The sequence below is a fragment of the Bacillus sp. AR2-1 genome (assembly GCF_008368755.1).
In the GTDB taxonomy this organism is placed as follows: domain Bacteria; phylum Bacillota; class Bacilli; order Bacillales; family Bacillaceae_G; genus Bacillus_A; species Bacillus_A wiedmannii.
This window is the reverse complement of record NZ_QORY01000015.1, coordinates 18,037-33,796: the sequence shown is the minus strand read 5'-3', so window position 1 is coordinate 33,796 and position 15,760 is coordinate 18,037. Positions and strand designations below refer to the sequence as shown.

At 36.4% G+C, this 15,760-nt stretch carries 12 protein-coding genes; 6 read left to right on the top strand and 6 right to left on the bottom strand.

From position 1 onward, the window contains the following. The 5 genes from DT250_RS16840 to DT250_RS16820 all read right to left on the bottom strand — a co-directional run bounded on the left by DT250_RS16840 (position 1) and on the right by DT250_RS16820 (position 5,767). On the bottom strand, positions 1-2,229 hold the full coding sequence (locus DT250_RS16840; protein ID WP_149213374.1) for a transglutaminase TgpA family protein: 2,229 nt from the start codon (positions 2,227-2,229) through the stop codon (positions 1-3). Continuing rightward, positions 2,226-3,440, bottom strand: coding sequence for a DUF58 domain-containing protein (locus DT250_RS16835; protein ID WP_149213373.1), 1,215 nt, complete (start codon positions 3,438-3,440; stop codon positions 2,226-2,228). Before DT250_RS16835 ends, DT250_RS16840 begins: the two co-directional genes overlap by 4 nt. Beyond that, positions 3,440-4,402: an AAA family ATPase gene (locus DT250_RS16830; RefSeq protein WP_000553990.1), complete on the bottom strand. Its 963-nt coding sequence runs from the start codon at positions 4,400-4,402 to the stop codon at positions 3,440-3,442. Before DT250_RS16830 ends, DT250_RS16835 begins: the two co-directional genes overlap by 1 nt. Positions 4,403-4,807: 405 nt before the next feature. Beyond that, positions 4,808-5,149, bottom strand: a complete 342-nt coding sequence (locus DT250_RS16825; protein WP_060488579.1) for a hypothetical protein — start codon at positions 5,147-5,149, stop codon at positions 4,808-4,810. Between the two features lie 117 nt (positions 5,150-5,266). Then, positions 5,267-5,767 carry a hypothetical protein gene (locus tag DT250_RS16820; RefSeq protein ID WP_097858816.1) on the bottom strand — a complete coding sequence of 167 codons (501 nt, stop codon included), beginning with the start codon at positions 5,765-5,767 and terminating at the stop codon, positions 5,267-5,269. A gap of 476 nt (positions 5,768-6,243) precedes the next feature. Between DT250_RS16820 and DT250_RS16815 the strand changes: the two genes are divergently transcribed. From DT250_RS16815 to narI, 4 genes are read left to right on the top strand one after another with little or no spacing between them, the layout of a single operon-like run. Continuing rightward, on the top strand, positions 6,244-9,927 hold the full coding sequence (locus DT250_RS16815) for a nitrate reductase subunit alpha (RefSeq protein ID WP_097858817.1): 3,684 nt from the start codon (positions 6,244-6,246) through the stop codon (positions 9,925-9,927). After that, entirely contained in the window at positions 9,917-11,392 is a 1,476-nt protein-coding gene (gene narH, locus DT250_RS16810) for a nitrate reductase subunit beta (protein ID WP_046953633.1), read from the top strand. Before DT250_RS16815 ends, narH begins: the two co-directional genes overlap by 11 nt. A 19-nt stretch (positions 11,393-11,411) precedes the next feature. Then, the gene (gene narJ / locus DT250_RS16805; protein WP_060488583.1) at positions 11,412-11,942 is read left to right on the top strand and encodes a nitrate reductase molybdenum cofactor assembly chaperone; all 531 of its coding nucleotides are present in this window, start codon (positions 11,412-11,414) and stop codon (positions 11,940-11,942) included. Positions 11,943-11,959: 17 nt separating this feature from the next. Then, complete coding sequence (narI, locus tag DT250_RS16800; protein WP_000969208.1) at positions 11,960-12,649, top strand: respiratory nitrate reductase subunit gamma; 690 nt, start codon at positions 11,960-11,962, stop codon at positions 12,647-12,649. Between the two features lie 93 nt (positions 12,650-12,742). Here narI and DT250_RS16795 read toward each other — a convergent pair whose 3' ends face one another. Then, the gene (locus tag DT250_RS16795) at positions 12,743-13,435 is read right to left on the bottom strand and encodes a Crp/Fnr family transcriptional regulator (protein ID WP_097858819.1); all 693 of its coding nucleotides are present in this window, start codon (positions 13,433-13,435) and stop codon (positions 12,743-12,745) included. Positions 13,436-13,713: 278 nt separating this feature from the next. On the opposite strand from DT250_RS16795, the gene moaA reads away from it, so the two are divergent. Beyond that, positions 13,714-14,727 (top strand): GTP 3',8-cyclase MoaA, encoded by a 1,014-nt coding sequence (moaA, locus tag DT250_RS16790; protein ID WP_149213372.1) that lies wholly within the window; start codon positions 13,714-13,716, stop codon positions 14,725-14,727. 17 nt (positions 14,728-14,744) lie between these two features. Then, positions 14,745-15,758 (top strand): molybdopterin-synthase adenylyltransferase MoeB, encoded by a 1,014-nt coding sequence (locus DT250_RS16785; protein WP_097858821.1) that lies wholly within the window; start codon positions 14,745-14,747, stop codon positions 15,756-15,758. Positions 15,759-15,760: the final 2 nt, after the last annotated feature.

Sequence of the window (15,760 nt, the reverse complement as noted above, 5' to 3'; positions counted from 1 at the left end):
TTAAATCACTGAATGGAAGTCATTTGATTTTGGCGGAGAAGCTGCTTTTTTCATAAGAACTTCCCATAAGTGTACAGATTTCTTCCATTCTGCTGCGGCCTGTCCTTTTTGATACATAGCATTCTCATAACTGAAAGTAAGTTGTTGCATATGAGCCGAGTTGTAAAGTGTATCGATATGGAGAGCATATTCTCGGAATGTTTGACTTTCTCCTCGTCGTATACCAATTCTCGCAAATTGTTTTAAAAGTGCATCGTAAGCTTTTGTATAAACAGCATCGTCTTTTCGATATTTATAGAAAAGAATAATAAAAAATGTAATCCACTTCATTCTAGTGGTGAAGAGAATGTATCCTATAATACTAATCGGTATCGTAGAGATGAATACGTACCACCAAGAAAATCCATTTTTCGAATTTGGAATCTTTTTAGTAGAAGATTCCTCTGTATCTTCTATTAAACTTTTGAGCTTTGCTTCATTGTTTCTCTGGTGCATTTGCGTGTTTTGAGAATTAGTTTCTTCGCTATTTTGTAAAGTAGGAGCAGGAGTATTATTTGTAAAAGTATAGGGATTAGTAAATCCTTTTGTTGGTTCGAATGGAATCCATCCGTATCCTGGGAAATATACTTCGACCCAAGAGTGTGCGTTATCGTTCGCGATTTTATAAACATCCTCACCTTCTGCACCAACTAGTGTGTTATCAAGAGTTCCTTCTGTATAACCTTTTACCCAACGAGCAGGAATCCCAGCAGAACGAAGTAACACAATCATAGATGTCGAAAAATTATTACAGTAGCCGCTTTTTGTATCGAAAAGGAATTGATCAACATAATCTTGGTTTTTGGTAGGGAACGAGACATTCATTGTTTCATATACGAAAGAATGGTCGGTGAAGTAGTTTTCAATAGCCAGTACTTTATCATATCGGTTGTCTTTATCATTTGTTAGATTAATAGCTAAGTCTCTTACTCGCTGCGGTAATGATTCGGGAAGTTGCGTGTACTTTGTCATAAAATAAGGACTTGTTTCATGACCTTCATTCGTGTTTACAGCTTTCAAGTTTTCTATGGAAAACTCCGGGATCTCATATGTTACTTTATATGAATTTAAAGTAGTAGAAGAGTCTCCATCCATCGTATAGATTTTTTCTGAAAAGGGGTCAACACTGTAGGATACATTAGATGAAGCCTCGACAGATACTAATCCTGCTGGATAGGTAAGGTGAGGATAACTTTTTTGCATGGTGATTGTTGCCTCAGTGGCCTCCGTTTTTGTATGTTGTTCGTACCAGCTCACGACGTCGTTTTTATTTTTAAAAGAAACCTTTTTTTGATTTTCAGAAACTTCCCAGCCTTTTCCTGTATAAAAATCTTTCGTTTCGACTCTCCAATATTGTTTGTTTTGCGTTTGTGCTGTGAAAACAATTGTCGGATCTGCCTTAAAAGGACCGCCTAATCGCGAATCATCTAAACCATACCCAATTTTAGAAACTTCTTGTTTTTTACTTGCTTCGGATGTGTTGAATTTTAAAAAATCCATTGGGTTTGGCCATTGAGGGCCAAATTTTGGAGCGAAGTATGCGATCGTTGCTGACAATACAATAAATATTGTAAGAGGTCTAAGTAATTTTGAGATTTCTCTAGCAAAATTTTGTAGGTGTTCCATCTCTTTTATTCGTTCTATGCGAAGAAGACTAAGCATAAAAAAGCCGATGACAATAGTACGAATAATAGCATAGTTTGCATTGTATAAATGTAAGTTATGAAAAATGGTGATATAAATAATAGTCAATATAAGAAATAACAACCCACGTTTTTTATGAATCATCCAAAAAGAGATGAAAGCACTCAAAAACCAAAAGGATAAAAAAAATAAAAGTGTTGGAAAAACTGGAGAAATATCTAGCAAATTCCCCTGAAATAACAAGGAGGAATTTCGAGAAATATCAGTGAAAAATTTCGTTAGCCAAGATGGATTTATAAAAGCATTTTTATAATATAGGAAATGAATGATGAATAAAATCGTGACGATCTTTATTGGAATCTGCCATTTTATTTGAAAAAAAGAGAGAGTGAAGCAAATCCCTATAAATATTACGAAAACATCTAATCTACCTACGTTTGTAATACCTACGAGGGGCCTTAGCCATTCTAGTAAAAGTAGAAATGCGCATGCATGCATGAAAAATCTAGTCATATCCCATTGTTTTTTTTCCTGTAATGTTATCATTTGCTCACCTCAAAAAACACGTTTGTATACTGGTTTCCATAAACCACATTTACAAATATTTGTCGTTTTTGTAGAGTTTCTAGAATACTGAGTTCTCGGTGTGAGAGTTGATTTGCTTTTTCTTTTACGACAAACACCATTAATTTTCTATTTTTTATAGCAGCAAAGTCAGCCGCCTTTTGAATATCGGGAGAAAGATCGCTTGTCACGAGTATAATCGTGACGGGCTCATAAATTTTTCTTAATTCCATTTCTACACTCCGGGAGAGCGGGAATACACTATCTGCTTGTACTTTCGCTAAATGACAAAAGATTTGATGCAACTGACTATCCCCATTGTCTAAAGGGAAAAAAGTTCGTTCTTTTCCGATAGATACGAATGACGCCGGTGAATTTTGCTTCAAGACAGACCTGACAATAGAGGCAGTAAATGTGACGACTGATTCGAATAGAGGGGATGGGGTTCTGTCCATGAATATCATAATATTATGGCTGCGCTGTTGTTCAAACTCTTTCGTCATAATGTTGTTTGTTCGTGCAGTTGCTTTCCAATCAATCCATGAAAAGCGGTCACCAGGTTTATAGTCTCTCACACCGACAGAAATGGTAGAGTCTTTTACTAAATTTATATTTGCTGAAAGTGCTCCTTGTTCGAAATGATTTTCCATTTGTCGATATGTTATATCTACATACTGAGGGTAGACTAAAAATGTATCTGGAACTGAAAAAGTTACTTCTTTCTCCATCATACCGAATAGATCACCAGTTTTGACACGTACGCTTGAAAAAGTGTGCTCTCCTCTAGGTATTGTGTCAATTGCATATTGAAACGAAATATTTCGTTTCAATCCTGGAAAGAGTATTGCCTTATTTACTTTCGTTTGTTTACAATTTGTGAATTGTAATGGCAGTTCATCTTCTATAATTAAATAAAGTAAGGGAAATGGAAAACTTCTTTTTATTGTAATCGTGCTTAAAAATGGTTCTCCTGCTACATATTCGTCTTGATTTGTTCTTCGTTTTACCTCGGCGTTCCGTAAAGCAAAGAAGGGAAGCAATAGTGAATAAAGGCCAATAGGAATCGCACTGTAAAACAAAAACCAACTTACAAATCCTCCTTGAAGCATAGCGTATACAAATGTTAAGACTAGGCATAACGGAATGAGTGATAACTTAATAAAATGATAGAGTGCTCGTAGTATCCGTTTCATTAAAGGTTCATCTTCCTTTGAGTAGGTACGGTAGTTCGCGCAACGATTTTTGCGATAACTTGTTCTCCTGTTATTCCTTCAAATTTTGCCTCCATTTTTAGAATGAGTCTGTGAGCTAACACGTAGGGAGCTAAAAATTTAACATCGTCGGGAATAACATAATTTCTGCCATGGATGAATGCATAAGCTTGTGAAGCTTTCATTAAAGCAATCGAGCCACGCGGACTTGCACCAAGCTGTATAGAACTATAAGAACGAGTCTGACTAACAAGCTTTACAATGTAATGCTTGATTGCTTTGTCCATGCTTATTTCCCGTACGCTCTGTTGTAAATAAAGTAATTCTTCTATTGTTGTAATAGCTTGTAAATGGGAGAGGGGATTTGTTTTTTCCATCCTGTTTAAAATTTCAAATTCTTCTTCTGGTGTAGGATATCCCATTTTTAGCTTCAATAAGAAACGATCGAGCTGTGCTTCTGGTAAAGGATATGTTCCCTCATATTCGACCGGATTTTGTGTAGCCATTACAAAGAACGGTTTTGGTAACGGTCTTGTCATGCCATCTATTGTAATATTGCCTTCTTCCATACTTTCAAGTAAGGCAGACTGTGTTTTTGGAGATGTACGATTAATTTCATCAGCAAGTATAAAATTCCCCATGATTGGTCCAGGCTTGAATTCAAATTGGAGCTCTTTCGGATTATAAATAGAAACACCTGTTACATCTGACGGCAGTAAATCAGGTGTGAATTGAATGCGCTTGTAATCAGCATCAATGGATTTAGAAAGAGCACGTACTAACATTGTTTTCCCAACGCCAGGAACATCTTCTAATAGTACATGACCTTCAGCTAAGAGAGCTGTCAAAGCTAAAATCGTTTCTTTTCTTTTTCCGACCATTAATTTTTCAATATTGTTAATTATTTTTTCTATAATGGGATGTAATGAATCAAGCTGGTGCATCGTAATCCTCCTAATGTTATTATCGTTTGCTAATCTATTTAGTGGGAAATAGTATGTATCCATCTAATTGCGGGAATTAAAGATTTCATCTTTAATTCTAAGAATATTCAGATTATTTATTCTGATTACATCTAGTATAATTGTTTCCGTAACTAAGGGCAATATGGTAAATAATGATTTCTCGTTTTATGTGAAATACGTTTTGATATAGAATAGTATCGTGGGTAAAAGTAGAAGAGGAGAAGGACAGGAAAGATTGACCTCAATGAGCAAAATAAATAGCGTAGGAAACCCTACGCGTAAAGTTTGAAACATATATTAATACGCCTTGTGATTAAAATATATATGAATAAAATAAAGTCGGCTTCACATGAAGAGGCCATCTATTTAAATTATTACACTCCTTTATTTTTTATCTTTTTTATATTCTTTTCGTTTATTTAACCAAATATGAATCAATTCTACCAATTCCATTGTTTCAATCTCACAATATTTTCCTTTCCCATCTTCGGCTAAATTGTCTAACACAGTAGTTGTGTCGTTCCGGATTTCTAAACTGCAAATGTTGCCATTTACTACTACATAATTTTTTTCTCCGTTTAAAACACTATGTATTTCTTCTAAAATCCAATCTCCAAAAGCTGCAACTTCAATTCCTAAAAAAGTTTCAACAAGTTTTATTTCTTGAGGAAGTCTCATAACTAAATCACTACTGTTAAGTACTTCAAAACTATATGGATATTTCATGACTATTTTACTCCTTTATTTCTGGCTTTAGTGACTCTATTTACTTCTCTATTAATCTCATAAGCTCTATTAAGGTAATAAATTCTTATACTATCATTATTCTTGTCTTACTTACATTTATAGTAAAAGTAGATTGTTATTAAACTTATTCATCCAATATTTCTCTGATGTAGGTATGAGTTCAGTGAAATCTTCATATGTACCTATCCAATCTTTTGGTACATAGTTTTCGTATGATGCCGGTTCTGGAAACATTGAATATAGTATTTTATTATCAAAGTTAATTAATAAGACTGGACTATAATCTAATAGATCTTCTCCTGCATTCTTCCTTTTAATATTTTCAAGTAGTAAATAATTTAATTCTTCTTTAGTTGTTTTATATTGATTAATCCTTACTAAAAATCCTTCTACATTTTCATGATCTAATACTTTTATTTCATTTCTTTCTTCCGTTTCATCATTATCTTCAATGCTTATATCTAAATTTTTATATGCATTATCTAATTTATTATAATCTAAAAACCATAGTTCTTTATCTGTTACATACCACCTAAACTCATTTTTATATATGACGGCTACTATAATGTTTTCTGCATAAAGCGGTTCTAATATCATAATCTACTCCTTTTATTATTATCTTAATATCCTGCCATTCTGGTGTATTCTTCTCTTCATTCAATCCAAGTTGCTGGCAAATCATATGGATTTCCTGGCGTTTTTGGTTCAACTATTTTCAGGATATTTACCCTTAGTATGGTGGATTGAAAGTATTTTATTTTCATTTATAAACTTATCTTACGATTTAGGCAAATCAAATTTAACTATTCCCAAATTACTTCCGCTATTATATAAGAAATTTTTTGTACGCTCAGTTTAATCTGTACTACATCTTAAACTTTGCTAGAAGCAAGGAAGTAATTTAACAGTCAGTGAAGGATGTGAACCCTCCACAATGATTAGATTTTCACTTTTTTATATTTGTTCCGGAATTTTTGACAATCTCTTGAACTGTGCGAAATGTCACATCTGTATTTTACAACCTCTCTTATAGTAAGGGTATGTAAGAGAGACGTATTAAAGGAGTGAACAGTATGAAGAAGAAACCTTCAGCACTAATGAGACGTTTAAAATATTTTTCACCAATAGATCGTTATAACGATAACCATACACAAGAAACATATGAAGATCGCGAATGGGAAAATGTGTACAGAAAGCGTTGGCAGCATGATAAAGTAATTCGTTCTACACATGGCGTGAACTGTACTGGTTCATGTAGTTGGAACATTTATGTGAAAGATGGAATTGTAACTTGGGAAGGGCAGGAGCTTAATTATCCGACTACAGGTCCTGATATGCCTGATTTTGAACCGCGAGGATGTCCGCGTGGAGCAAGTTTTTCTTGGTACATTTATAGCCCGCTTCGTGTGAAATATCCGTATGTACGTGGTGTTCTTTGGAGTATGTGGCAAGAAGAATTACAAAATAACGAGTCACCACTAGACGCTTGGAAAAGCATTGTGGAAAACCCTGAAAAGGCACGTACGTATAAGCAGGCGCGTGGTAAAGGGGGATTCATTCGTGCGAATTGGGATGAAGTGTTACAACTCGTTTCAGCTTCTTTACTTTACACAGTAATAAAATACGGTCCAGACCGAAATGTTGGTTTTTCACCAATTCCAGCTATGTCGATGTTAAGTCATGCTGCAGGTAGCCGCTTTATGCAACTTATGGGCGGGCCGATGCTTAGCTTCTATGATTGGTACGCTGATTTACCACCAGCTTCTCCGCAAATTTGGGGTGATCAAACAGATGTACCAGAAAGTAGTGACTGGTATAACTCTGGTTACATTATGACATGGGGTTCAAATGTACCGATGACAAGAACGCCAGATGCACACTTTTTAGCGGAGGTTCGATATAAAGGAACGAAAGTTGTTTCAGTAAGTCCTGATTTCGCTGAGTCAACAAAGTTTGCGGATGATTGGATTAGTGTGAAACAAGGTACAGATGGTGCGCTTGCGATGGCAATGGGGCACGTAATCTTACAAGAATTTTACGTAGATAATCAAGTGGAATACTTCACAAAGTATGCGAAACAATATACTGATTTTCCTTTTTTCGTCACATTGAAACAAAAAGGGGATCAATTCGTTGCTGATCGTTTCTTAAATGCTTCTGATATTGGACGCGAAACGAAGTTAGGAGAATGGAAACCTGTACTTTGGAACGAGAATACGAACGATTTTGCAACACCTCACGGCACAATGGGGTCACGTTGGGATAATGAAAAGAAATGGAACTTACGTTTAGAAGATGAAGAAACAGGTGAAAAGATCGATCCACGTCTTTCTTTACTTGGAATGGAGGATAGTGTTCAAACTGTACAAATTCCGTACTTCTCTGATGATGGAAACAAAGTATTAGAACGTACAATTCCAGTGAAAAAGTTTATGACAGAAGAAGGCGAAGTGTTCGTTACAACTGTATACGACTTAACGTTAGCAAATTACGGTGTGAACCGAGGACTTGGCGGACAAGAGCCGAAAGACTTCAATGATGACGTACCGTTTACACCTGCATGGCAAGAGAAAATGACAGGAGTAAAACGTGAGCTTATTATTCAAATCGCTCGTGAGTTCGCACAAAATGCTGTTGATACGAATGGTCGCTCAATGATTATTGTCGGAGCAGGTATTAACCATTGGTTTAACTCTGATACGATTTATCGCGCCGTTTTAAATCTTGTTCTTCTCGTTGGGGCACAAGGTGTAAACGGCGGTGGTTGGGCGCATTACGTTGGTCAAGAAAAATTACGACCAGCGGAAGGATGGCAAACAATCGCGATGGCAAAAGATTGGCAAGGGCCACCAAAATTACAAAACGGTACATCTTTCTTCTATTTCGTAACAGACCAATGGCGCTATGAAGATACACCAGTGGGACATTTAGCATCACCAGTGGAAGGCAACTCTCGTTATCAACATCACGGTGATTACAACGTATTAGCCGCACGACTTGGCTGGTTGCCTTCGTATCCGACATTCGAGAAAAATGGGATTGAATTATATAAAGAAGCTGTTGCTGCTGGTGCAACAACGCAAGAAGAAATCGGAAAATACGTTGCACAAAAATTAAAAGATAAAGAACTGAAATTTGCGATTGAAGATCCTGATAATAAAAATAACTTCCCGCGCAACTTATTCGTATGGCGTGCAAACTTAATTTCAAGTTCTGGTAAAGGACACGAATATTTCTTAAAACATTTATTAGGTACAACGAACGGATTAATGAATGACGATAGTGATTCGTTACGACCAGAAGAAATTAAGTGGCATGAAGAAGCACCAGAAGGGAAGTTAGATTTACTCATTAATTTAGATTTCCGTATGGCTGGAACAGCGCTTTATTCTGATATCGTCTTACCTGCTTCAACTTGGTATGAAAAGCATGATTTAAGTAGTACAGATATGCATCCATTTGTACATCCATTTAATCCAGCAATCGGTTCACCGTGGGAAGCACGCTCTGACTGGGACATTTTCACTTCTCTTTCTAAAGCTGTGTCTGATTTAGCGAAGAAAATCGATCTTGAACCAATGAAAGAAGTTGTTGCAACACCACTTCTTCACGATACACCACAAGAATTAGCGCAACCACTCGGCAAGATTAAAGATTGGAGCAAAGGTGAGTGTGAACCGATCCCAGGTAAAACGATGCCACAAATTCATGTTGTCGAAAGGGATTATAAAACGATTTATGACAAAATGACTGCGCTAGGACCAAATGCAGGAAAACAACCGATTGGTACGAAAGGGATTTCTTGGTCTGCAGAAAAAGAATATGAGCAATTAAAGAGCCGATTAGGAGTCGTTCGAACGGATTCTATTGCGAAAGGTTGCCCAGACATAAAAGAAGCAATTAATGCTGCTGAAGCGGTATTAACACTTTCTTCTACAACAAACGGTCATATGGCTGTAAAAGCATGGGAAGCACTTGAAAAACAAACGGATTTAAAACTACGTGATTTAGCAGAAGAACGTGAAGAAGAATGCTTCACATTTGAACAAATTACAGCGCAGCCTAAAACAGTAATTACTTCTCCAGCCTTTACAGGTTCAGAAAAAGGTGGACGCCGTTATTCACCATTTACTACAAATGTAGAACGTCTCATTCCTTGGAGAACGATAACTGGTCGACAATCTTTCTATTTAGATCATGACATGATGAAAGAATTCGGTGAAACGATGGCAACATTTAAACCAATTCTGCAACATAAGCCGTTCCGTAAATCACGGCCTGAAGTAGAAGGGAAAGAAATTACTTTAAACTATTTAACACCACATAATAAGTGGTCAATTCATAGTATGTATTTCGATTCATTACCGATGTTAACGCTATTTAGAGGTGGTCCAACTGTTTGGATGAATAAAGAGGACGCTGCAGAAGCTGGCGTTGCAGATAATGATTGGATTGAGTGCTTTAACCGTAACGGAGTTGTTGTAGCGCGTGCTGTTGTAACGCATCGTATACCGAGAGGAATGGCATTTATGCACCATGCACAAGATCGTCACATTAACGTGCCTGGTACGAAATTAACAAGCACCCGCGGAGGAACGCATAATAGTCCAACCCGTATTCATGTGAAACCGACACATATGATTGGTGGATATGGCCAATTAAGCTATGGATTTAACTATTATGGTCCAACAGGGAACCAGCGTGACTTAAACGTTGTAATTCGCAAACTGAAGGAGGTAGATTGGCTTGAAGATTAAAGCACAAGTCGGAATGGTAATGAACCTAGATAAATGCATCGGCTGCCATACTTGTAGTGTAACGTGCAAAAACACCTGGACAAATCGTCCAGGTGCTGAATATATGTACTTCAATAACGTAGAAACGAAACCGGGAATTGGTTATCCGAAGCAATGGGAAGATCAAGAGAAATATAAAGGCGGCTGGGAATTGAAAAATGGTGAAATTCAACTGAAATCCGGTTCGAAAATGAAGCGCCTTATGAATATTTTCCACAATCCAGATCAACCAACAATTGATGATTACTTTGAACCTTGGAACTATGATTATGAAACGTTAACAAATAGTCCACAGCGTAAACATCAACCAGTTGCTCGTCCGAAATCAGCAATTACAGGTGAATTTATCGACAAAATTGAATGGGGTCCAAACTGGGAAGATGATTTAGCAGGCGGACATATAACAGGATTACAAGATCCGAACGTAAAGAAAATGGAAGAAGAAATTAAAACAGATTTTGAAAATGTCTTTATGATGTATTTACCGCGCATATGTGAACACTGTATGAATCCATCTTGTGTATCTTCATGTCCATCGGGTGCGATGTATAAACGTGAAGAAGATGGGATTGTCCTTGTAGATCAAAATGCATGTCGTGCATGGAGATTTTGTGTATCTTCTTGTCCTTATAAAAAAGTGTATTTTAACTGGCAAACGAATAAAGCTGAAAAATGCACAATGTGCTTCCCGCGTATTGAAGCGGGTATGCCAACAATATGTTCGGAAACATGTGTAGGACGTATTCGATATATTGGGGTAATGCTATATGACGCTGACAAAGTAAAAGAAGCGGCGTCTGTTGAAGATGAAAAAGATTTATATGAATCTCAGCTTACTGTTTTCCTAGATCCAAATGATCCAGAAGTAGCAGCTGAAGCGAAAAAACAAGGGATTCCTGAAGAATGGATTAAAGCGGCACAACAGTCGCCAATCTATAAAATGATTATCGATTGGAAAATCGCTCTACCTCTTCATCCAGAGTATCGTACAATGCCAATGGTTTGGTATATCCCGCCGCTTAGCCCAATTATGAACATGGTGGAGGGGAAAGGTAGTAACTGGCAAGCAGAAGAGATTTTCCCTGCTATTGATAATATGCGTATTCCAATTCAATATTTAGCGAATTTACTCACTGCAGGAGATGAATCACATATTCGTCTTACATTGAAAAAAATGGCTGTTATGCGAACGCATATGAGAGCATTGCAAATTAATAAAGAACCAAATGAATCGGTATTAAAAGAACTTGGCTTAACGAAACAGGACGTAGAAGATATGTATCGTCTTCTTGCTATCGCGAAATATAAAGATCGTTTCGTCATTCCGGCCACTCACCGCGAGCAAGTTGCAGATTTATATAGTGAACAAGGAAGTTGTGGTTTATCATTCGCAGGTGGTCCCGGTTCTTGTATGACAATTTCTTAAATAATGGGGGCGGAAAAATATGAAACAAAGTTTACAAACTGCTTTTTCATGTTCTTCATTCCTTCTTTCCTATCCGGAACTCGGGTGGAGAGAAGCTTTAACTGAATTGCAAGAAGAGATTGAAGCGATTGAACAGGAAGACGTTAAAGCATCACTTACAGCATTTATAAAACAAGCGCTAGATAAAACGAACGATCAATTAATTGATGTTTACGTATATACATTCGATTTTGGTAAAAAGACAAATATGTATCTTACTTATATGAACACCGGCGAACAAAGAGAAAGAGGTATTGAGTTATTAGAGTTAAAACAGCATTATAAAAAATCTGGTTTTGAAGTAACAGATAAAGAACTACCTGATTATTTACCGTTATTACTCGAGTTTTTTGCCAATGCAAATGAGCAAGACAGTGAAGAAATTATGAGTAAATACAAGGAAAACATACAAGCATTACACGTTCAGTTAAAAGAAGCAGATAGTATGTATGAACCCATTCTTGCGGCTGTTCTACTCGCTATCGATACATGGGGTGTACAGACAAATTAGAAAGGAGAGTTGTCAAAATGATGGATCAATTTCTATGGGTATTGTTTCCCTATATCATTTTTGCAATCTTTATCGGTGGACATATTTTCAGATACAACTATGATCAATTTGGATGGACATCAAAATCTAGTGAACTATTAGAAAAGAAAATGCTCCGAATTGGAAGTCTATTATTCCACTTTGGGATCATGTTCGTAATTGGCGGTCATGTTATGGGGATTTTAATTCCAGAGGCTGTATACCGTTCAATAGGTATTTCGGAGCATATGTATCATGTAATAGCGATTAGTTTCGGACTTCCGGCAGGTGTTGCTTCTATCATCGGTTTAATTATATTAACGTACCGCCGCGTAACAGTAAAACGTATCATTGCAACGAGCACAAAGGGAGATTATATTGCGCTTATTTTATTACTTATCGTAATGCTAGCAGGGCTTTCCTCAACGTTTTTAAACATCGACTCAAAAGGGTTTGATTATCGTACAACGATCGGTCCGTGGTTCCGAAGCCTCTTCATTTTCCAACCGAAAGTTGAATATATGATGGAAGTACCTGTATGGTTTAAAATTCATATTCTTGCAGGAATGGGGCTTTTCGCAGTATGGCCATTTACAAGACTAGTACATGTATTTAGTGCCCCAATTAAATATATAAGCCGTAGTTATGTAATTTACAGAAGACGTATTCCAAATGAATTGAAAAAATAATGTTGTTTTATATGTTTAGTAACTTATAAAGAAAGCCGAGATCTAATTGGAGACCTCGGCTTTCTTTATAGGTATAAGTATCTAAATAAGACGCTAATCAATACTACAAACAGAAGCAGAGCAATCTTCACAAGCAATTTCACGTTTTAAAAATTGTAAATCGTGGATTGTAATCTTTCCTTTATGAATAGAAATTGTACCTTGCTTTTTTAATTCATTTAACATTCGATTTACACTTTCGCGTGAAGTTGCACAGAAATTAGCAAGTTCTTGATTCGTTAACGGTAAATCGATGAGAATACCATTTTCTTTTAATACACCGTAACTATTTGTCATTCGAATGAGAGTAGAATAAAGGGCACCTTTTTTGCCGTGTAATACTAAATCTCGGAACTTCGTTTGCATTCTTCTTAAATGTTCACTAATCCATTTCATAAATTCAAATACAAGTGCAGGCTTTTGGAGTAATTCTCTTTCTAACGCTTCACGCTTTATAACGCCTACTTCAACATCTTCAAGGCATTTTGAATTTAATAAATACTTCGCATCGTCCGTGAACAATGTTAATTCTCCAATAATGTCATATGCTGAACAAATTCGAAGTGTTAATTCTTGTCCGTCAGCACTAAGTTTACTAATTTGTACTTTTCCTGAGTGGATAATATAGAGTTCGGTTGCCTCCATACCTTCTTGAAAAATAAAACTACCTTTTTTTATCTGCATTTTATATTCAACAGATGCAAGTAATTCCTTTAAATCTTGAGATAATGTCATACTGTTTGTCACAGCAATCACCTTTCTTCTTATAAGCAATCCATTTCCTATTTTGAGTGTAAGTATGCTGGAAATGCAAGAGCTATTTTAAAAATATAGTGAAATTTCAATGACCGTAAGGAGTAGGCACTGAAGATGTGAACAAAATTCGAACGGATTTGTGAAGAATTTTTGAATGGGGAAAGTGATGTGAGAAAAGTCACATTGAATATGTAGCTTCTTTTTTATAATAAAGGCAAATGAAAAATTGAAAACTTACTAAGGATTGCAGCAGAAAAGAAGGGATATAGATGCACGAGAAAATGAAAGATTCTTTAGAACGTCCACTTCAAGATTTACGTATTTCAGTTATTGATCGTTGTAATTTTAGGTGCACATACTGTATGCCTGCTGAAGTGTTCGGATCTGATTACGCTTTTTTACAGGAAGAGTTTTTATTAACTTTTAATGAAATAGAAAGACTAGCTAGATTATTTATAAGTATGGGAGTTGAAAAAATTAGACTTACTGGCGGTGAACCGTTATTGCGTAAAGACTTACCGAAGTTAATCGCTAGACTTACAAAGCTAGAAGGTTTAAAAGACATTGGGCTCACAACAAACGGAATTCATTTAGCAAAACAAGCTAAGGCGCTAAAAGACGCGGGATTAAAGCGTGTAAATATTAGTTTAGATGCGATAGAGGATCACGTCTTCCAAAAAATTAACGGAAGAAATGTAAGTACAAAACCTGTACTGAAAGGAATTGAAGCAGCGAAGGCAGCTGGATTAGAAGTAAAGGTAAATATGGTCGTAAAAAAAGGAATGAATGATAGTCAAATTCTTCCTATGGCTCAGTATTTTAAAGAACAAGAAATACAGTTACGTTTCATTGAGTTTATGGATGTTGGCAGTACGAACGGATGGAACTTTGAACAAGTTATTACGAAGGAACAATTAATAGTGAAGATTAATCGCGTATATCCGATTGAGCCTGTTCAATCTCGTTACTTTGGAGAAGTTGCGAAATTGTATCGATATGTAGGGAGCGATGCCGAAGTTGGATTTATTACTTCAGTATCTGAGTCATTTTGTTCTTCTTGTACGAGAGCTCGTATTTCGGCAGACGGCAAGTTTTATACGTGCTTATTTGGAGAAAAAGGAACGGATTTGCGAACGCTTCTTCGAGAAAATATTTCGGATGCCTCACTATTAAAAATTTTACAACATACATGGCGATATAGAACAGATCGATATTCAGATGAAAGAACGGTGGAAAGTACAAATAAACGTCCAAAAGTTGAAATGTCATACATTGGCGGATAGCGAAAGGAGGATTCTCTATGCAAGAGCGATATTCAAGGCAAGTATTGTTTTCTGGAATTGGTGAAATGGGACAAAGCAAAATAAGCGAAAAGCAAGTGCTCCTAATCGGTGCGGGTGCACTAGGAGCTGCAAATGCGGAAGCGCTCGTTAGGATGGGAATTGGGAAATTGACAATTGCCGATCGTGACTACGTCGAATGGAGTAATTTACAGCGGCAACAGTTATATACAGAAGAAGATGCAAAGCATTGTAAACCGAAAGCAATTGCAGCGGCAGAACATTTAAGAAAGATTAATTCTGAAGTGGAAATTGTACCAGTTGTAACGGATGTCACAATGCAAGAAATAGAAGAGTTAACAAAAGAAGTGGAGCTCATATTAGATGCGACTGACAATTTTGATACGCGCCTACTTATAAATGACATTTCACAAAAAGAAAATATACCTTGGATATACGGTGGATGCATTGGAAGTTACGGTGTAACGTATACAATTCTTCCTGGGAAAACACCATGTTTTCGCTGTCTAATGAATCATCCTATGGGCGGTGCAACATGCGATACAGCCGGAATTATTCAGCCAGCTGTACAGATGGTTGTTGCTCACCAAGTGACAGAGGCGATGAAAATATTGGTGGATGATTATGAGTCACTAAGAGGAACGATGCTATCATTTGATATTTGGAACAATCAATATCTCTCATTAAAAGTAAATAGACAGAAAAAAAGTACATGTCCATCTTGTGGGAAATCACGAACGTATCCAAGTCTAGCATTTGAAGCGCAGATGAAAACTGAAGTGCTATGCGGACGGAATACAGTTCAAATCCGTTCAGGAATAAAGAGAGATCTTAATTTAAACGAAATTCAAAAACGATTACAAAAAAGTGTACATGTCCAAAAAACGCCTTACTTACTATCATTTCTAATTGATAAATATCGTTTCGTTTTATTTACAGACGGTAGGGCATTTATTCATGGAACAAATGATGTGAAAATAGCAAAACGATTATACGCAAAATATATAGGATGAAC

Coding starts and splice junctions, on each gene's coding strand:
- DT250_RS16785 (WP_097858821.1), top strand. CDS start 14,745: ATGCAAGAGCGATATTCAAGGCAAGTATTGTTTTCTGGAATTGGTGAA.
- DT250_RS16840 (WP_149213374.1), bottom strand. CDS start 2,229: ATGATAACATTACAGGAAAAAAAACAATGGGATATGACTAGATTTTTC.
- moaA (WP_149213372.1), top strand. CDS start 13,714: ATGCACGAGAAAATGAAAGATTCTTTAGAACGTCCACTTCAAGATTTA.
- DT250_RS16825 (WP_060488579.1), bottom strand. CDS start 5,149: ATGAAATATCCATATAGTTTTGAAGTACTTAACAGTAGTGATTTAGTT.
- narI (WP_000969208.1), top strand. CDS start 11,960: ATGATGGATCAATTTCTATGGGTATTGTTTCCCTATATCATTTTTGCA.
- DT250_RS16815 (WP_097858817.1), top strand. CDS start 6,244: ATGAAGAAGAAACCTTCAGCACTAATGAGACGTTTAAAATATTTTTCA.
- DT250_RS16820 (WP_097858816.1), bottom strand. CDS start 5,767: ATGATATTAGAACCGCTTTATGCAGAAAACATTATAGTAGCCGTCATA.
- DT250_RS16830 (WP_000553990.1), bottom strand. CDS start 4,402: ATGCACCAGCTTGATTCATTACATCCCATTATAGAAAAAATAATTAAC.
- narJ (WP_060488583.1), top strand. CDS start 11,412: ATGAAACAAAGTTTACAAACTGCTTTTTCATGTTCTTCATTCCTTCTT.
- DT250_RS16835 (WP_149213373.1), bottom strand. CDS start 3,440: ATGAAACGGATACTACGAGCACTCTATCATTTTATTAAGTTATCACTC.